Origin of the sequence: Xenorhabdus sp. TS4, assembly GCF_014467265.1 — a bacterium.
Lineage (GTDB): Bacteria > Pseudomonadota > Gammaproteobacteria > Enterobacterales > Enterobacteriaceae > Xenorhabdus > Xenorhabdus ehlersii.
On sequence record NZ_NKHQ01000077.1, the window covers coordinates 1 to 18735 of the forward strand.

The 18735-nt window shown below is 39.1% G+C and carries 23 protein-coding genes; 12 read left to right on the plus strand and 11 right to left on the minus strand.

What is annotated here, in order from left to right; all coding sequences use genetic code 11:
* Positions 1-376: 376 nt before the first annotated feature.
* The 8 genes from Xets_RS15290 to Xets_RS15325 form a co-directional block, all read right to left on the minus strand.
* Entirely contained in the window at positions 377-661 is a 285-nt protein-coding gene (locus Xets_RS15290) for a hypothetical protein (RefSeq protein WP_099131285.1), read from the minus strand.
* A gap of 1294 nt (positions 662-1955) precedes the next feature.
* Positions 1956-2135, minus strand: a complete 180-nt coding sequence (locus tag Xets_RS15295) for a hypothetical protein (RefSeq protein ID WP_143707512.1) — start codon at positions 2133-2135, stop codon at positions 1956-1958.
* Positions 2136-2186: 51 nt separating this feature from the next.
* Positions 2187-2351 (minus strand): hypothetical protein, encoded by a 165-nt coding sequence (locus tag Xets_RS15300; protein ID WP_167450569.1) that lies wholly within the window; start codon positions 2349-2351, stop codon positions 2187-2189.
* Between the two features lie 18 nt (positions 2352-2369).
* Positions 2370-2534 carry a hypothetical protein gene (locus Xets_RS15305; protein ID WP_167450568.1) on the minus strand — a complete coding sequence of 55 codons (165 nt, stop codon included), beginning with the start codon at positions 2532-2534 and terminating at the stop codon, positions 2370-2372.
* A 319-nt stretch (positions 2535-2853) separates the two neighbouring features.
* Entirely contained in the window at positions 2854-3216 is a 363-nt protein-coding gene (locus tag Xets_RS15310) for a LecA/PA-IL family lectin (RefSeq protein WP_099131283.1), read from the minus strand.
* Between the two features lie 51 nt (positions 3217-3267).
* Positions 3268-4611 carry a tail fiber protein gene (locus tag Xets_RS15315; RefSeq protein ID WP_187652064.1) on the minus strand — a complete coding sequence of 448 codons (1344 nt, stop codon included), beginning with the start codon at positions 4609-4611 and terminating at the stop codon, positions 3268-3270.
* Between the two features lie 955 nt (positions 4612-5566).
* Positions 5567-5809 carry a hypothetical protein gene (locus Xets_RS15320; protein ID WP_120211340.1) on the minus strand — a complete coding sequence of 81 codons (243 nt, stop codon included), beginning with the start codon at positions 5807-5809 and terminating at the stop codon, positions 5567-5569.
* Positions 5810-6512: 703 nt separating this feature from the next.
* On the minus strand, positions 6513-6818 hold the full coding sequence (locus Xets_RS15325; RefSeq protein ID WP_099131278.1) for a hypothetical protein: 306 nt from the start codon (positions 6816-6818) through the stop codon (positions 6513-6515).
* A gap of 441 nt (positions 6819-7259) precedes the next feature.
* Between Xets_RS15325 and cml the strand changes: the two genes are divergently transcribed.
* Positions 7260-8474 (plus strand): CmlA/FloR family chloramphenicol efflux MFS transporter, encoded by a 1215-nt coding sequence (cml, locus tag Xets_RS15330; protein ID WP_187652065.1) that lies wholly within the window; start codon positions 7260-7262, stop codon positions 8472-8474.
* A 185-nt stretch (positions 8475-8659) separates the two neighbouring features.
* Here cml and nqrE read toward each other — a convergent pair whose 3' ends face one another.
* A complete protein-coding gene (gene nqrE, locus Xets_RS15335; protein WP_099131276.1) occupies positions 8660-9259 on the minus strand; it encodes an NADH:ubiquinone reductase (Na(+)-transporting) subunit E in 600 nt (199 codons plus the stop codon).
* Positions 9260-9350: 91 nt separating this feature from the next.
* Here nqrE and Xets_RS15340 point away from each other — a divergent pair, with 91 nt between their 5' ends.
* Positions 9351-9569, plus strand: a complete 219-nt coding sequence (locus Xets_RS15340; protein ID WP_074019599.1) for a hypothetical protein — start codon at positions 9351-9353, stop codon at positions 9567-9569.
* Positions 9570-9794: 225 nt separating this feature from the next.
* Here Xets_RS15340 and Xets_RS15345 read toward each other — a convergent pair whose 3' ends face one another.
* Positions 9795-10508 carry a LexA family transcriptional regulator gene (locus Xets_RS15345; RefSeq protein ID WP_099131275.1) on the minus strand — a complete coding sequence of 238 codons (714 nt, stop codon included), beginning with the start codon at positions 10506-10508 and terminating at the stop codon, positions 9795-9797.
* Between the two features lie 97 nt (positions 10509-10605).
* Between Xets_RS15345 and Xets_RS15350 the strand changes: the two genes are divergently transcribed.
* From Xets_RS15350 to lldD, 8 genes are all read left to right on the plus strand, one after another.
* Positions 10606-10803 (plus strand): Cro/CI family transcriptional regulator, encoded by a 198-nt coding sequence (locus Xets_RS15350; RefSeq protein WP_047771141.1) that lies wholly within the window; start codon positions 10606-10608, stop codon positions 10801-10803.
* Positions 10804-10913: 110 nt separating this feature from the next.
* Complete coding sequence (locus Xets_RS15355) at positions 10914-11366, plus strand: DUF2335 domain-containing protein (protein WP_099131467.1); 453 nt, start codon at positions 10914-10916, stop codon at positions 11364-11366.
* Positions 11367-11382: 16 nt separating this feature from the next.
* Positions 11383-11877 carry an NADAR family protein gene (locus Xets_RS15360; RefSeq protein ID WP_274539997.1) on the plus strand — a complete coding sequence of 165 codons (495 nt, stop codon included), beginning with the start codon at positions 11383-11385 and terminating at the stop codon, positions 11875-11877.
* Positions 11878-12195: 318 nt separating this feature from the next.
* On the plus strand, positions 12196-12951 hold the full coding sequence (locus tag Xets_RS15365) for a thioesterase II family protein (protein ID WP_099131273.1): 756 nt from the start codon (positions 12196-12198) through the stop codon (positions 12949-12951).
* A 93-nt stretch (positions 12952-13044) separates the two neighbouring features.
* Positions 13045-13872, plus strand: a complete 828-nt coding sequence (locus Xets_RS15370) for an alpha/beta fold hydrolase (RefSeq protein WP_099131272.1) — start codon at positions 13045-13047, stop codon at positions 13870-13872.
* Positions 13873-13989: 117 nt separating this feature from the next.
* The gene (locus Xets_RS15375) at positions 13990-14592 is read left to right on the plus strand and encodes an alpha/beta hydrolase (RefSeq protein WP_244208736.1); all 603 of its coding nucleotides are present in this window, start codon (positions 13990-13992) and stop codon (positions 14590-14592) included.
* A gap of 235 nt (positions 14593-14827) precedes the next feature.
* Positions 14828-15598 (plus strand): polysaccharide lyase, encoded by a 771-nt coding sequence (locus Xets_RS15380; protein ID WP_187652066.1) that lies wholly within the window; start codon positions 14828-14830, stop codon positions 15596-15598.
* A 77-nt stretch (positions 15599-15675) separates the two neighbouring features.
* Complete coding sequence (lldD, locus tag Xets_RS15385) at positions 15676-16818, plus strand: FMN-dependent L-lactate dehydrogenase LldD (protein ID WP_099131270.1); 1143 nt, start codon at positions 15676-15678, stop codon at positions 16816-16818.
* Between the two features lie 144 nt (positions 16819-16962).
* On the opposite strand, the gene Xets_RS15390 is transcribed toward lldD, so the two are convergent.
* On the minus strand, positions 16963-17628 hold the full coding sequence (locus Xets_RS15390) for a PhzF family phenazine biosynthesis protein (RefSeq protein WP_187652078.1): 666 nt from the start codon (positions 17626-17628) through the stop codon (positions 16963-16965).
* A gap of 181 nt (positions 17629-17809) precedes the next feature.
* Here Xets_RS15390 and Xets_RS15395 point away from each other — a divergent pair, with 181 nt between their 5' ends.
* Both Xets_RS15395 and Xets_RS15400 read left to right on the plus strand, forming a co-directional pair.
* A complete protein-coding gene (locus tag Xets_RS15395; protein WP_187652067.1) occupies positions 17810-18202 on the plus strand; it encodes a hypothetical protein in 393 nt (130 codons plus the stop codon).
* Positions 18203-18234: 32 nt separating this feature from the next.
* Positions 18235-18570 carry a hypothetical protein gene (locus Xets_RS15400; protein ID WP_255430673.1) on the plus strand — a complete coding sequence of 112 codons (336 nt, stop codon included), beginning with the start codon at positions 18235-18237 and terminating at the stop codon, positions 18568-18570.
* Positions 18571-18735: the final 165 nt, after the last annotated feature.

Below are 18735 nucleotides of genomic sequence, written 5' to 3' on the forward strand. Positions count from 1 at the left end.
CGAATTGCTAGAAAACTTCTTTCTCACACGTTGGGTATTTTTGCCAATTTTAAACAAGGTAAAAGTCAACGCGACTGGCTTCAACAAGCCAACGTTATAAGATGTTAAAGTCGAGCATCGCGTTGTTATATAGTGATTTTATTTATCTATTAATGAGGTGGTATAGCCTAACGTATAGCAATAGCCGTTATCCAAGCCGCGCTATTCATTAATTTCAAATATATCCAGTGATAACCTGATATTCCATTATCAATAAAGCAGAGTCAGCACACTAAACGTCCTGAGCTAATGACTGACGACGAATTTCGTCGAGATTAAGTAGGTTAGTACGTTTAACGTTCTAAGCTATGGAGGTTGCGACGTTTTGCGTCGGAACCTATTGAGCGATAGAACTGACAGCCAACTGATAGCCCTGCCAGTAAGAAGATTTCCCCATAACAGTGATCACCTGACCTTTCCGCAATAGCATCACCGATAGCGCCATCTCATCAAAGCCAACGACACGCAGCGGATAATCACTGCGCTTCTCGCTCTGTACCTGCATAGTAGCAACTACCATCACTTTATCTGTCTGGCATTTGATGCGCTTGGGGGCAACGGTTATCTTCCCTGTGACTGTGGCGACTATCGATGATGCGTTCTTTTGCTTTCTTCGTGCCATTTTCCACCGTCTATAGATGAACTGGTTTTTCAACCATGATAATAATCAATAAGTTAAATCACTGCGAACGTAATACGTATGGAGTCAGTTACATTCAGCAAAAGGTATCATCGAAATGGTGATACCCACTTTAAAGATGGTCACGATTTTGACCATGTTGTTTTATAGGGCTTTTTATGGACGGCTTACTCAAGCCCTCCTGCGTTGTGATTTCCACAATAGAGATTTAGCCAATTTATTCGAAAATCACGCTCTAACGAAAAAAACGCGAAATAACTGTACCACTTGGAGTATTTTACTTTTATATCAATCAATTAAGGTGGTGCGGATACGAAAAATAACTGCGCCATATCTGTACCACCGCTCACGGAAGCAATGACCTGTGGCAACCGTGGTGATTTCCACCCTAGTTGCTTAACTCATTGATTTCTCCGAGGCCGTCACTTTGACTACCCGAGACATCTCTTCCGTAAATTCGTCTTTATTCCAACCGTTGGGGAAATCCCAACGGTTACTTTATGTGCTGGAAAAAACGACTTAACCCTTTGTTTCTAGCTCACTCTTTTGGGCACACCTCTTATTGAGTTGTGCAAGTTTTGTGAGTCAGTATTACTGCCGCGCAAATTTTGCAAGTAACTATCAGTTACGCTCAAAGTCCGATTATCGGATATTGGGTTTTGCATACCGATATTATCGATGCTCAAAATTTAATCAGATCCCAAGTTCGGGATCTGATTAAATATCAATTGGTTAGATGCTATTTTAGCCATAAAATCACCAGGCTGATTTTATCGAGGGGCCAAACTGACCCGAAATAATCGGGGTAGTGCTTGCCTCGAACACTGTTGATGGTATTTTGCGCTCTCCGATTTTGAAGCACTCAAAATATAAGCAAATGCCAAATCTGGCGTTTGATTGAATCTCAATGGGTTATCACCTAAGCCCGAATTCGGACTTTGCTCTACCGTCAGATTCGTCGGTAGCCATTAAGTTATATACGGGAAGATCACGCATGTACTAAAGTAAAAGGTGTTTCGGAAATCGAAATACCCAAGGTGGGATAGCCCATCTTGAGATGATCTGGTTTTTTCTTCATGGTTAAAATCAAATAGATGCATTAATGTTAACCGTAACCTATTGATTATTAATAACTCTGTCTCTGTGCCGGAAATTAGTAAAATTAATGGGTTACGCTAAATGGGATTTGAAAGCCTTTTTAACCGATTGATATTCCACAATTCCCGCTCAGAACCGGAATTCCTGCACCGTGCGGGAATTTGGTTAAATCAATGAGTTACCTAAATTCCGCCGATGAGAATAGCTTAATCTCTGGGTTGGGTTTTACCAGCACATTCGCTTTTATGCTGTATGACTGGCTTAAATCGTTAAACTTGGTTTCTGCGGGAAGCCCATCCATCAGATACAACAAGCAATCTTTACCATAGGGCATAACTTGTAGCATATCCGTTAGCATCATTGGTCCTCAGATTGTAGTTGAAGGCTTCCAGATTCTTGTCTTCATCGTCTAATAGTTCCCAGCCTGAACAGATAGCTTCCATCTTGCGTGTGGTGTATTGACTGAGGTGGCGATAACCCGTGCTGACAATTGACTAAAGTTGTATTGTTGGTCTTTGTTCTGTTTGTGAGCTGCTTTGCGTTTGAAGCGACCTAATCCCAGTATCTCGGACATCGTTTAATTTGCCATTTGTTATTTTCCTGTTTGCAATAAAGCCTTGTCTACTAGCTTGCGAGCCACTTCGTGAAGCGTGGGTTTAATACCCAGTTCTGAACGGCTGTACTCGTCCCGCTGTATCTGGCGTAGGGCATCCATCTGCTGACGAGTCAGTAAGATGGCTTTGTTATCGATTTTCATACTTACACCTCAATCGCTGATAATTTATACAGTCATATTGTTGCAATATATGCAGCAAATAAAATTAATGATGCAAAATAAGAAACAATAAGATTCACTATAAATTAACGACAGCAGGAAGCGGCAATATCATGAAATACCGCCGTTTGGTGAGGCTTGATGTTAGACGTCCTAGACGTCCGTGTCCAGATGCCGAAAAATTCAGTGTGGAATGTGAAGCAGAAGGTGGTGGAGGTTGCCACTGATCTTGATCATACTGAATTGGTGGAGTAAGGGAATGATTAACCCGCAAAAAATTGCGGGTTATCTTTAAGATTATTTATTTGATTTCCTGAAGAGGATAATAACGTGACTCTATTTTAACGTTGACATCAAAGCCACCAGAATTATCTTCATAAGCGCTATCTAAAAATATAAGGGTTAACTCACCATCTGTGGGAACTGTCCTGTGGAGAACTCCATTGCCAATCTCATAGGTGTTGTCGCCAATCTTTGCGACTAAAGCCCCTCCGGGAGGGCGAGGAGGTACGCCTTGAGGGGCAGACCAAGGGTTTGTATTATCAAGAGTGTACCGAACCCATCCCGAAGCAGTAATAGAGATCACGTCACCTTTTTTGAGTACAAGTCCCGTGGGTTGACCTTGTTGAAGTTTTCCAGAAACAGTTCCAGTCCAATCATACATAGCATTACCTCGAATTATATTTTGAAAGCGGAAGAAGAATTAAAATTGTAGTTATTTAGTGTCCGGCATTTGCACCCGGACAGAAATAAATCTGCCATCGGGAATATCGATTAAATCACCGTCTGAGTAACCTTCCCGTATATTTCTGGCGAAAATGGGAGCGTCTGAATGTTCGCGGTGGTAGGTCATTAATTTGATAGAGCCATCGGGTAGGGTTTCGTGATTTACCCAAACTAGTGGTAATTTGTTCAGGCAAAGTGGTATCTCTATATTGCTCCATATATCTCTGGTATTAAAACCGGAAACACCTTTAATATGGTAAATACCCTTGGAGACTCGTTCAGCAGTTGCACCTTCAGAGCCACCATTTTTTTTCAGCGAACCATCAGAAAATAGATTGATTACCGGGGTAATGTTTTTCACAAATCCGCTAGCATCAATATAATGCTGAGAGGTTGACATAATGGTACCAAATCCTTTTGGTAGGGCTTGAACAGATTCGTTTTTATTTCCTGCTGCATTTCTGTCTAGAAAGTAAAGCAAAGTCTTTTCATCATTAGGGAGCCCTTCTATCCTCCAAAATGTTCCATTGGGTCGGAACATATTTATACCTCCCCTTGGTATGTTTGGATTTACGCCTATCCCCCACGGATCTACTGTGAATGCACGTCGAGTGTTAATGTCTACTGCATATCCTAAAGTATCAGAGCTACCACCTCGTACAATACCTGTCTGAATATCATTGCAGTACCAACCATAATTAGTGAAGGCTACAAGCTTATTAGCTTCTTGATGAGGCGCAGATACGATCTTTACAGGGTTCGCTTCTTTCGGTGTTGTTTCTATTTGTTGAAATTGGAAAGAGCCTGGATAAACTCCACCATTTTCGGATACTGCGCCTATGTTACTAATAAATTCTTGTTTATTAGGAATATCAGCCCCATTCTGATTTTTAGCTAGCCTACTTTCGGCATTGGTATTGGCATTGATAGCATTCTGATTTGCGGTGGTTGCTAATGTGTTCACTTCACTGATATGAGAGTCAGTTTCTGCTTTAGTGTAAGTTCCGACATCCTCTGCGTTCAGAGTGATATCAGCAGATAGGGCATGACCATTAACTTTACGCCCAATTGGAACACGGTCACCGGCATTATTGTTTGCAGTATTGGCTAGGTCATATGCTGCTTTCACTGCTTTGGGTGTTGCAGCCATCGTTTCGCTATCACTGCCAGTATCATTACTCAGGACAACAAAACCTTTATCCTGTAATGTTGCATTTGGATGGTTACGGCTTTGGGCGTGCTCATTTATCGCTTCTTTGACATATTCCGGTGTTGTAACAATCACGAGATTGCCATCTTCTGAGACAGGTACATCAGGCTTCTTATCTTGCATAATTATTCCCTCATCTAATCAACAATACACATTGCTAAATAACATGAAGGCGGTGGGAGACTTCTCCGCCGGTGAACATCAACAAAAGGGTTCATCAATACGGGAAAATACGGCTTGACTAATATTTGATAGGTAGCATGTTTTGTTGGCAGGATGACATAAAATGACAGGTAGAGAATTAATAGAGTTTGTCAGAAGACTGATGAAAATTAATACTTCAGAGAGCCTGCTTAGATTATTAAATCATCAATAAAGAAGCTCCCATAACGGAACAAAATCAAGTGGTTAGAACGGGCCGCTCAACACCTATATCATAGTTAAATCAATATATTAGGTGTGATTTGATATGTTTCGGTCAACATACTGTTTGGGATTAGAGAACGTCCCTTCATGCTATATAAATCAGGTGGTTAATATGATTCTTAGTAGGAAAGAGAACACCCCATGAAAGATGAATTCGAATCGTGCGATGATTTCGATGGATTTTAATTCCAACCGGCAAACCATCTCTACAAGCTCAAATATCCGGTAATTCCGTTTAGTTCAAACTTACTCGTTATTACTTCGGTACTTTTTACGTAATCTGAACCCAAGAGTGACAAAATAAATGGCTAGTAAACTTTCAAATGAGTTATATAGCCAGTCCACTTCAATTTCAGATGTCATCCACTTTAAAATTGATAGCGCGAGTAAAAATATCCCACCAAAGATGAATGCTCGAGGTGTCTTATCTCCGAGTGGTAATTTTTTAAATTGTGACATATTAAATCCTTATAATATTTACTGATGGTTATTTGACATGAGTTTCACATATTTGGTTATTCCGAACAACTGAATACTGTAGTTATAAATGCTTCGGTAGTGTGAGATAGTCAGACTGAACTAAATCAGCCAATCTATTCAAAGCTGCTTAATGCGGCTTTTTTCACGTAAAACCACCTTTAATACCTTGATATTACTTATCTTCTGCATGATGCAGGTTTAGTGCTATATCATCGTTCCGCTTGAAACGGAGGCAATGGAAACGAACACAGGGGCTACCCTCTTTAAGAGATATGGTTAAAAATAGCTCAGCATATTTAAAGTACCGATCTGTTATCGATATGCTTACTTTGGCCTGTCCATCAGCCAAATTTTCGCCCAATGAACCCGCTAAAAGAGAAAGCTGATTTTCCCGATTTGAAATCGGAGAAAACATTGCCACTTCTGAATAAGCGACTATGAAATGCAAGTGTAGATGAACATGCCTACCATGTAATATAGCTATTTTTTGTTCACCAATTAGAATTTGCTTAAAGCATTATTCACATAAAAAACCATCTTTATCAATTTCAGTATAAACATTGAGAATCAGGAATAACTAGTCATCTTTGCAAATAGAAACTCTCTCGCTCAGTGAGTAATCACCTGCAAACTGATTAATATCTATACGCGGGATAGACTCATCGAAATGACGATCAACACCGCGAAACTCCGCACTATATATCATAGATACATTCTGTAATTAGTAAGAGAAAAAACTTCATGATACTAACTTGATAGATAAACACTATTGGTCTTTAAAAGTCACCTATTTTTATTGTTTATCCTGGCTTTCAGGAACCGCCAAATTTCAGGGAAGCAGGGGATTACTGCCAGAACAAAAAAGAACAGAGTTAATTTGAATTCGTGTGCAACAAACAAGCCAATGAGAGCGAATAACCCAAACATTGTTGACGTCATCCATCTGATATCATTAAAAATATCCTTTATCATCCAGATAAGCGCCCGCTTAATCCATTGCAGAAACATCAATATCGTCCTTGTTCGCTGTGGTAGTCAGATTATATGTAATACATCCTGGGTACTGACGCACTTTTATCTCCAACTGCTGAAATATTTCTATGGTTGACTTGTGGCGATTATTTGTCCGGGTAAGCAAGCCTATTGCAATTAGACTCGTTATAGCTCTGAAGCAAAAGTTTACGCGATTCGCTATCTGCTCGTAAATTTCCCGCTTCATCTCGAAAAATAGTAGCTTTATTTACTTGATTAAGTGTTGTGTACATCATTCCTAGCGAAAATTCTGGAGAAGATGAAAAAAGAGTGGTTAGCAATACCATCGGAATCTTTGATCCAAATTCTTCAGGTATGTTTCCATTAGGAAGTTGATGGGATTTTATTTCTTTAATGAGTGGGATACCTAAATCTGTTCCTTTATTGACCAATGCTTTGAATTCATCATCTTTTTGTAGCCACTCTGCGTAGAATGCACAATTAAAAATATTAACGAGCGCTTTAATCGTGGCGGCGGTGTGCAGGTGTACTTATGGTTAATCAACTCTTATGATGGAATGATGGGGCATTATTATTGCACGAAATTTCTCATGACGACACCATCTAGTTATCCATCTGAAGATGAACTATTATCTATAAAGCACCACCCGTCTATAAAGTACCACCCATAATTTAAGGCTCTTTGCATCTCAGCATGAGATCTTACGATACGAATTCACTACAGGATAACCTATATATGAGTACCCTTAATAAGCACAAAACAGATAAATAAGCCGCAGCAACCACAGTTTTTTTCGGTTGTTGCGGTGTTCTCAAGAAGCACTTAATTCTATGAGCACGCCGCCAAATCCTTAACTTTAGGAGATGGATTCGTGCAATCAAAAGATTTTTTCTGGCAATATTCTCTTACCGCCACAGTATTACTGTTATCACCATTCAATTTACTGGCATCACTGGCTATGGATATGTATCTGCCCGTAATACCTTTCATCGCTGATGCACTTAGTGCCGGAATAGGAACGATCCAGCTAACGCTGACTGCATATATGATCCTGTTAGGAGTCGGCCAGCTTCTATTTGGCCCTCTATCAGATCGGTTTGGCCGCCGTCCTGTTTTGCTTAGCGGTGGAATTGCTTATACGGTTGCTTCATTCGGCCTTGCCATTACTTCATCCCCCGAAGTTTTTTTGGGTCTTCGCATTATTCAAGCCTGTGGGGCTTCAGCATGTCTCGTAGCCATGTTCGCGGCTGTACGCGATATCTATTCGGGCCGTAAAGAAATCAACGTGATCTATGGCTTGCTCGGCTCTATGCTTGCCATGGTTCCAGCAGTAGCTCCTTTGCTCGGAACACTGATTGACATTTGGTTGGGGTGGCGCGCAATCTTTGGTTTATTAGGATGTGCGATGGCAGTTACGGTTATTGTGGTCTGGAAATTCTGTCCAGAAACTCGGCGGCAATGGACGGTAGACTTACCGTGGTCACAATTACTTCTTCCTGTAAAACGTCTGAATTTCTGGATGTACACACTCTGTTACAGTGCAGGCTTGGGGAGCTTCTTCGTCTTCTTTTCAACTGCCCCTTGGGTAATGATGAGCCGACAAGGATTATCACAAATTACTTTCAGTTTGCTATTTGCAACTGTGGCTATCGCAATGATGATGACTGCGCAAAGTGTGGGTAGTTTGATTACCCGATGGGGAACCCTAAATACGTTGCGGGTGGGAATGTTTTGCCTGATGACAGGAGCGTTGTTGCTATCTGTTGGCGAAACGCTCATACCTGAGTCGGTAATTGGCTTCATCGTCCCAATGTGGCTTGTCGCTGTCGGGATCTCTATGGCGATTTCAGTAGCACCTAATGGCGCACTACAAGGTTTTGATCATATGGCCGGAACTGCAACAGCATTCTATTCCTGTCTGGGAGGGTTATTGTTGGGAATAGGTGGAACACTCACCATTACAATTTTATCCAATGCTACTACCTGGCCGATTATCGCTTACTGCCTGCTTCTGGCAACAGTAGTACTTTGTCTGTCCTGCTTTATTAGCAATGGGGAGCAAAAACAAACAGATCAAAGTTATTAAGTGAATGGTTTACGAATACTGCTATACGGATTATTTCATTTTGAGGATTTGTGCTGTGTTGTCCGGTAAAGTACGATGAATCTAATTTTATTATTACAGTTCACGAAAGGGCTGTATTGTATTTACTATTTAAGCCTCGCGTTTGCGGGGCTTTTTTGCTTTTCTCAGTTAATTTATTGATTTTATTAAATCGATATCCCAGAGAATGACATAAATCCAAGTGACATAAGGCCGACAGTGATAAAAGTAATTCCTAATCCCTTTAATCCTTTGGGTATATTTGAATATTTCATTTTTTCTCGTAGTCCGGCCAGGGCAATAATCGCTAGCATCCAGCCAATGCCACAACCTGCGCCATAAGTAATAGATTCAGCAAAATTATAGTTTCGCTCAACCATAAATATAGTGGCGCCAAAAATCGCACAGTGGATAGTGAGCAATGGCAAGAAAATTCCTAGTGAGTGATAAAGGGAGGGAATAAACTTATCTAGAAACATCTCCAAAATTTGGACAAGAGCAGATAAAACACCAATAAAGGTTATAAAACTAAGAAATGATAAATTTATTCCTTCAATGATCGTATTCTCTTTGAGTATGTAATTATAAATTAAGTTATTGATTTGATTGGATAATATAAGCAATACTGTGACTGTTATACCCAGTTTGAATGCAGTTTTAACCTCTTTAGAAACAGCTAAAAAAGTACACATTCCAAGGAAGAAACTTAGGGCCATATTCTCAATAAAAGCTGCTTTAATGAGTATATTTAAGTGATTTTCAATCATAATTTCCTCCTATGTATGATAATCTTTCTATAGTCTAAATAAAACAGTAAATTACTTAAAGCTATCTTTTAAAAAAATGGGAGGTAGATTTATGAGTATGAACTTGGAAGAGAGAGTTTTATTAGCGCTTGATGAGCATTATCCTGATTTACGTTATAAAATTGATCATTATGATGTTGAAGTGACTCAAGCGAATTGCAGCATAAGAATGTGGATTAAAGGCGAAGTTTTGCCAAGATATGTCATATTTGATAGGGACATTGATACTGACAATTTGTACCTGACACACGGAATCAGTAATGAAATCTAGCAAAAATGTTGGTGCTTGTTTTTACAACTAGTAGTAAACTCCGGTTTTACCACTCGATCGGGGTCGAATAACACTCTATAGCTTGTTAAATCAATATATTAGATTGATTTTATAACAAAAAATAGATAGTACCCCGATCATTGCTGATAATGCTGTTTTCATAACTGCTAATGTCATTTGATAACGAGTAAGTCTAGTTAATCATTCTCAGACAACTTACTATTTTTAAGGTAATTTCCCAATCCTCGCTTCCACAACTACTCCAATAATATGTACTTGATTGCTAAGGGGAATCATATTGTATTGGGGATTTAATGGCTTTAAAAACGTATCATATCCTTCTGTAATCAGTTGTTTGAAAGTCAGTTCTTTTTCTCCATCGAGTTTTGCTACGATTAAATTGTTGGGAGTCGGCTTAACTTCTGGATCAACTAAAATAATCATGCCTTGCGGGATGCTTAGCCCATTCGGCGATACCATTGAATCACCTTTTACTTCCAGCCAAAAAGCACGTTGTGAACATTCAACACAGGTTTCATATACCTTTGCTGTGCGGTTTGTTTGGTACTTTGGTGCGGGATCTTCGCACCAATTACCTGCATTTACCCAGTCGAGTAATGGATATTGCTTATGTAGGAGCATATGACTGGCAAATGCAGCATTATCACCATAAAGAACAGAGACAAGTTTTCTTGCTTGTTTATCTAGCGATGGACTGAAATCTGCAATTTTGACTTCCAGTTTTTGGGCAAAATAGGCCGCGATCTCCAAGTTAAGGGCGTTTATCCCGTTGAGATAGTGTGAAATTGCACTTTGTGTCTTGCCAATTTCTTCTGCAAGCGTTTCCTGAGAGATGCCGAGCTGTTTTTTCTTAGACTCAAATAGCTCTTTTAAGCGTGCTGCATCTGCAATTTGTTCTGCTGTAAGTTTCTTTTTCATGGGATCATTTTAATACCAACGCTATTAAAATGATAAATACTAAAAGTATTGAAATATTTAGTACTTTAGATATTATTTTGAGGGAAGGAGAAATCGTATGGAAAAAATCCCATTATCAGAGTATGTAAAGTTGAATGGTCAAGTTAAAGCAGCACGTTTAGTAGGTGTTCATCAAACAGCGATCAGTAAGGCATTGCGTTCAGGCCGGAAAATATTTTTGATTCGTCAAGAAGATGGAACCTACAAAGCTGAAGAGTGCCGCCCGTTCCCTAGCCAAAAGCAAGGTGTATTGTGAATAACGAAGATATCAGAAGTACGATTAATTCATCTCTATTATAGGTTGAACTTAATTATCTCACTGATTTTATTAAAGCGTTTTTTGTGTATATTGCTGGGGGAGAAATCGTGAACTTTAACATTGGTCATTACTTCAGAGCGATAGGGAGCATTCTTGACATTATGCCCGTAAATGATTACCGCAATGCTTTAGATGCTGATTCATCGGATGGATATTTACTCGAAAATAAAGAGATATCTCATTGTCTTGATTCATTTCCATCCCCTGAAGTATTGAAGAGTTATGAAACAATTTTACCAGGTTACGCTGAAAGAGTATTTACTCTCAGAGAAAAAGAGCAGGTTTTTCAACATGAAAAGCAGAATAAGGCGTTGGATGGGGTGATAAACAGGGATAGACGAGGGCAATGGATGGGCTTTTTCATTACCATATTTATTTTAATCATTGCGACAGTTTTTGCTTTTAGAGGAGAAATATTATTTGCGGGTACTTTAATCACTATAGATTTGGTGGGATTGGTTTCTGTATTTGCCATTGGCCGTAAATTGAATATTAAATAATTTCAGAATAATACGAATATATCTTTTTTTCTGGGGGCATAAAACCAATCATTCCAACCACATAACTAAGTCTTGTTTAAGTCAGTGGTATCCAGCTCCATTTATTGTTGATAATATAAAATATGTCAGTGCGGAACATTATATGATGGCAGGTAAAGCCCGTTTGTTTAATGATCACGAAGTGCTGAAAAAAATTATCAATGCTAAAAATCCAGGTGCGGCAAAAGCATATGGGCGTGAAATACGTGGGTTTAACCAGTCGGTTTGGGATGAACATCGGTTAAATATAGTGGTTGAAGGAAACTTAGCGAAGTTTTCTCAAAACAAGTCCTTGGCAGAGTTTTTATTGAATACTGGGGATAAAATATTAGTTGAGGCTAGTCCCGTTGACCGCATTTGGGGGATCGGATTATCAGAAGACACCCTTAACATTAATAACCCTTTGATGTGGGATGGCCTCAACTTACTCGGGTTTGCATTAATGGCTGTGCGCGATAAATTAAAGATATAAACTTAAGTATAGAGCCTGATCTGATAGGCTCTATACTTTTCATTGTAATCATCACGTTATCTATGTCTTAGGCATTTACTGATTTTCTTTTGCTTTGCACGCAACCGCATCAAATCTAACATTGTGAGTTAATTAATAATTATAAGCTAATCAATTTTTTCTGTTATAGAAAAGGAAATAAATAGTTATTATTCTTTCCCTAATGAGTGTTTTTCAAAGTTATTTATATTCAATCGATTTCAAGTTACAGTTGTAAACAACAAAGCAATAGCTTGAAGAATTCATGGGATATCTCTTATCTGCTAAAGGAACTTCATCTTGTCTGATTCAGTTTTATTTTCTGCGATTAAAAGGCCAGAGGCCGGAGCACAACTGTTATTTTTTCATCACGCCGGAGGCTCTTGTTTTTCCTACATTGAGTTGGCTCACAAGTTATCGGAATTTATCGAGGTTTATTGTTTGGAGCTTGCAGGCAGGGGAATGCGTGTTTCAGAGCCTTTTCAGGTGGATGTTGAAACTATTTTGTCTGATATCCTTGCCGCAATAAAGCGTTTAAGGTTAGGAGAGGATAAACCTTTATTACTGTTTGGGCACAGTTTGGGTGCAGAACTGGCTTATCAGGTTGCTCGTAGGCTGGAGAGTGAATTACCAGAAAAGCAACTAGCACTTATTATCTCAGCCCGTGGTTTTACTGATCCCGAAAGGTTTAAAAATAAGCCATGTGAGGAATATTCTGACTCTTATGTTTTGAATATTCTTGAGCAATGTGAAGGAACACCTACAGATATTCTTGCTAACCCAGAATTACGTAATTATGTAATCAAAACAATGAAAAACGATCTCATTTTGTTGGATTCTTTGTCTTTATTACCGAAAGTAAAGTTGAATATCCCAACCTATGTGATAGGAGGAGATCGGGATAATAGAGTTCCTGTTTCTCGTTTGGCGGAATGGTGGCGAGTGTTACCGGCGCCAATAGAACAACAAATTTTCACAGGAGGGCATTTTTACTTGTTCAATAATTATGCAGTGGTTTCTTGGCTCGAAAAACAAGCGAGAAAACTAGCAGGATAGGCTAAAAATTATAATCTAATAACAAAGCAGCAATTTAGAAAATTCAGGGTATTTTTATATAAAAAATAGACAATACGCTATAACGGAAAAGCAATGATCAGATATCAAGAAAAGAAAATCACTGTTAATGATGCTCAATTTGTGTATCTCCATAATCATGAGAATACTAAAACACCCTTATTGTTTCTGCATGGTGCGTTGGCTGATAGTTATATGTGGCATCAACATATGATCGAATTGGAAGATACAGTGTCACCAATAGCTTTGAGCTTGCGCCACTTTGGAGGTTCTGCAAAAGTGGGTAACTTTGGTATTGAAACTCATGCTAATGATGTTATTGAAGTTATCCGTAAAATAGGCTGTTCTCCGCTACATCTGGTCGCATGGTCTTATGGCGCTGATGTAGCATTATTAGCAGTATTAAAAGCTCCTGAATTGTTTCGTAGTCTTTTTCTTTATGAGCTTGGATATCCCTCTTATTTAACCAAGGATGAATTAGCACTATTTATGGTAGATGCTCAAGCTATGTTTGGCCCTTTATTTGCATTAATAGGAAAAAGAAAACTGACTGAAATGGTGGAAATTCTGATTGATGGTTCAGGAAATCAAAAAGGTTATTTTGCATCACAACCTGAAGCTGTGCGTATGGCTCAATTAGCCCAAGCAGATACGGTAATTAAGCAATTGAATCAGAATGAGAAACCAGATATAAGCGTAAACGTTTTGGGGACGATAAAATTGCCAGTGCATGTTGCTTATGGTGAATACTCTCGTCCATTGTTTCAACTTGTTAGTGTGTCAGCAGCAAGAAACATTCCCAATTGTCAATCGGAAATTATCACAGGGATGACGCATATGTTCCCTATAGAACAGCCAGCCGTTTTTAGCGCAAGGATAAAGAATTTTATTCGGAATGTATGAGTTAAGTGGTAACTAACTTATGATCATGTATTTGATTATTGACTTATCTCAGTTTCAAGCTCTTAATAATTAGATGGTTGACTCCAAATAGATAAATTATTAAATAGGAGAAAATTAGTGATATCAGAAAAAATAAGTGGTCAAGGGAAGTTTTCTGGCAAAAAAATAATTATTGTTCATGGATATACTGCTTCACCTTCATCACATTGGTTCCCTTGGTTAAAAGAGAAACTTACTGAACAGGGTGCGGAGGTTATCATACCCACAATGCCTGATACATCATCTCCTAAACCTGAAGCCTGGGCTAAGATGTTGATGGATATCGTGCCTGAAGTAGACAAAGGCTCGATTTTTGTTGGTCATAGTCTCGGTTGTATTACGCTATTGCGGCATTTAGAATCGATGCGTTCTCGGCATCTTCGTATTGGTGGATATATTTTGGTCTCTGGATTTGACTCTTCTCAAATTACTTTACCAGAATTGGATTCTTTTACTGTTGAACCGTTAGATTATGCTTTCTTGCGTGAGGTAACCGAACACCGTTTTTCACTTATTTCATCTGATGATGAAATTGTTTCTCCGCAATCCTCCCAGATTCTGGCTCATTCTTTGCAAACGGAAGTGATTAATATTGATAATGGTGGACATTTCCTTAATAGGGATGGATTCACTCGTTTGTTACCTATTTATGATATTCTGGAAAACATGCTCTCAAAATGAGTATAGATAAATGGTAGCTTTTAACCCTCCAGTTTATTGTTTTTATTCTGGAGGGAGATATTAAATATAAAAGACTAGTGAGTTATTTTAAATATAGTTTGTCGGCTATAAGGTTTGACTGTCATTTCAAACAGGGACAATATAAAAATATATTTTAGATTGTTTTTTCTGATTTTTCTTATTCTATTTGGAGCTTTATGTGAAAGTATAAATATAATTTACCAAGGAGCTAATTATGGTGCCAATTCATTTTTCTCTTGTATCTAATGATAATTTGATTAATGTAAATTTTGCACACAAGATAGGGCAATACTCTGCTAAAGATTTCAAATCTGATTGGGGGATTTCACCTACATCATCGTCTGGTCTTCGTCAGGGAAGATTAAATATCGTTATTGATCCTCAAGATGATAACAACAAAGTATTAGAGCTCACTTATCTTGCCAATGCTGTTGGTTCTGAGGCCGGTACCTCATTCAACGCACCGATTAATGGTGAGCATGAAGCGTTATGGTTACAGTATAGGGTGATGTTCAGTAAAGAATTTATGTGGGTTAAAGGTGGAAAACTACCAGGATTAGCTGGTGGTGATCATCCGTCAGGTTGTATTGATAATGACAGTTTCGATGGTTTCAGCAGTTGCGTGATGTGGAGAAAAGCTGGTGAGTTATTTGGTTATCTCTATTACTCGGAAAAAAATGAACAATGTGGGGATTACGTTAAATTAAAAATTTTTTTAAAGAAAAATATTTGGTATACCCTGACACAATATGTGAAGCTGAATAGTATCGGTAAACATGATGGTATTTATATCCAATATGTCGATAATCAAGAGGTTTTTAGAACGGATAATCTCAAGTTGAGAAATAAAGATGATGTTTTTATTGATGCAATAAAATGGAGTTCTTTTTTTGGTGGCTCTACGCTGGATTGGGCGCCACCAGTGGAACAATATGCTTATTTTGATGATTTTATTGTTAGTGTAGAAAAACCTTTTAACTTTTAATACGTTGGAGATAAAGGTGATCAAACGAAATGGTATGCCATAAAATGTGTGAATAACTTTACATTAGGATAGATATTATGATTATTTCCGCTTCAACTGATTATCGGGATGCAGCACAAGCTAAGTTACCGCCTTTTCTGTTCCACTATATTGATGGCGGAGCCTACGCAGAACATACCCTTAAATGTAATACCACAGACTTATCCAATATTGAATTACGCCAGCGTGTATTGAAGGATATGTCCGAATTAAGCCTGGAAACCAGCTTATTCGGCGAGAAAATGTCAATGCCGGTGACACTTGGCCCTGTTGGACTGGCAGGAATGTATGCGCGTCGTGGTGAAGTGCAAGCTGCACGTGCCGCAGCCAAAAAGGGGATCTCATTTACTTTGTCGACGGTATCAGTATGTCCGATTGAAGAAGTCGCTCCTGCAATAGATCGCCCAATCTGGTTTCAGCTCTATGTGCTAAAAGATCGTGGTTTTATGCGCAATGTACTGGAAAGGGCACAGTCTGCGGGAGTCAAAAATCTGGTATTTACCGTTGATATGCCAGTACCTGGGGCGCGTTACCGTGATGCACATTCCGGTATGAGTGGCCCGAATGCAACCATGCGTCGTATTTTGCAGGCGATGACTCATCCTCAATGGGCATGGGATGTAGGATTATGGGGTAAGCCACACGATTTGGGCAATATTTCTATGTATCGTGGCAAACCGACTAAATTGGAAGATTATATTGGCTGGTTGGGAAATAATTTTGATCCATCAATCTCATGGAAAGATTTGGAATGGATCCGTGATTTCTGGAAAGGGCCAATGATTATCAAAGGCATCCTTGATCCAGAAGATGCTAAAGATGCTGTCCGTTTTGGGGCTGATGGCATTGTGGTTTCAAATCACGGCGGACGTCAGCTTGATGGTGTTTTATCAACGGCACGCGCCTTACCTGCGATTGTGGATGCAGTCAAAAACGACATTACCATTCTCGCTGATTCTGGTATCCGGACCGGATTGGATGTAGTGAGAATGATTGCTCTGGGCGCGGATAGCGTTTTGCTGGGGCGTGCTTTTGTTTATGCGTTGGCTGCGGCAGGTGAAGCAGGCGTTTCTAACTTGTTGGATCTGATTGAGAAAGAGATGCGGGTAGCGATGACCTTAACCGGAGCGAGATCAATCTCGGAAATTAATTCAGATTTACTGGTGCGTAATCAAAGTTAATGTAGATAGTTGTCATTATTGGTCAGCAGAATTTATTCCGCTGACCATAGCTAGTTTATCCTTTAAATACCAATAGGGCTTTTTCTTGCAGATAACTTTTATCTATTGTGACTTTGTGCCAGTTTTTTTATCAAAAATAAGGAATTATATATTCTCAAGCAGTATCTCACCGTGTGAAAAGAGTCTTGCTTTACCCGTCAGGTAGATACGATCTCCATCTATTTGACATAACAACTCACCGCCTCGTTCTGATAATTGGCGGGCATGAAGCTCAGTTTTATTGAGCCGCTTTCCCCAGAAAGGGGCAAGAACACAATGGCTGGAGCCTGTAACAGGATCTTCATTGACACCTTTAGCTGGTGCAAAATAGCGAGAAACGAAATCAGCGAACGAATCACCGAGAGCGGTAATGGCAAGTCCTGGCAAGGGCAGGGCTGCAATCTTATTAAAATCGGGGTGGGTATTGATGATCTGTTCTACGGAATCTAAAACACAAATATAACGATCATGTGAAGCTAATGCCGCGGAAACATTTTGTCCCAGGGCGTCTTGTATGACAGGGATGAGGTCATTTTCTTCATGACAATCGGCGACAGGGAAATCCAATGTAAAAACACCATCTTGATGAGAAACTCGGAGTTCACCGGAGCGGCTTTTGAATGTGAGTAACTTCTCTTGGATGTTGCGATGGGTTATGAGGACAAACGCGGTCGCCAACGTTGCATGTCCACATAAATCTACTTCGACTTTAGGTGTAAACCAGCGTAAGTGGTTTTCTACCAGAAGGCATCGACGTGATAAATAGGGTATGGATGCATCAGAATCTCACTTAATTTTTATAATGAAAAGTAAATCACAGAATGTTGAAACGACATTGATTTGTAAAGAGTTATTTTTTTGGTTGCAAAATGCACAGAAATTGTAGTGTTGACCTTAGGTGATAATGGTTATTAAATAATAATTTGTTGTTATAGTTTCATTAAGGAAGGATATGAAAATCAAAGGATCCCATTGCCTGTTTTTTATTTTGTCAGTGTGGTTTTTTCAAGCTCAGGCTTTGGATTTAAGCTACCAGGGCGATATACCCGTAGATAACAGGCTCTCAGGAGAATACCTGAAAAAGAGATTCAGCCTGGACAGTTCGGATTACGAAAATTGGAACATGGATAAACCGGCTAAAGCTATTACCTTAGCTGAGAAGGGGAAGAAGGAATTGAAAGAATATAATGAATATAATGGCAAATTTGAGAAAAAGAGCCTAGGACTTCCTCCTGATTGGTATGCGCAGAGCTTTAATGCTTATCCCGATATTCAACAGCATTACCTTCGCCAAGAGATGCGACTCTTCCGGATACGAGCTAAACGTTTTCAGGGTGCAAACTAAACGTCATTGTTATATTCTCATTAAGGAAAAATATGAAAATCAAAGGATCCCATTGCCTGTTTTTTATTTTGTCAGTGTGGTTTTCTCAAGCTCAGGCTTTGGATTTAAGCTACCAGGGCGATATACCTGTGGATAACAAACCCTCAGAAGAGTACCTGAAAAAAAGGGACAAATTGCATGATGGAAATTGGGAAAGGGAGAAATTGGTTAAAGATAATGCCTTAGCCGAAAAGCAGGAAAATGAACAGAAAGAGTATAATAATCGATCTTCTGATTGGTATAGGTCGAACAGTTTTAGCTTTAAGGATTATCCCCCCAATCCGCAAGATTTAAAGCGAGATATAGAACGCTTCATGAAACAAAACTGAACGTATTCAGAGGGTAAACTAAACGTCATTGCTATAGGACAACAAATCAAAAGAGGCGTGAGGTTTTTATTAATTGAGCCAGCAGTTGTTAGCGAAGACTTAAACTTTCTCTGAAGCCGTGATGCACAATATGATAACGATTATTAATAATAATCATTTGTTATA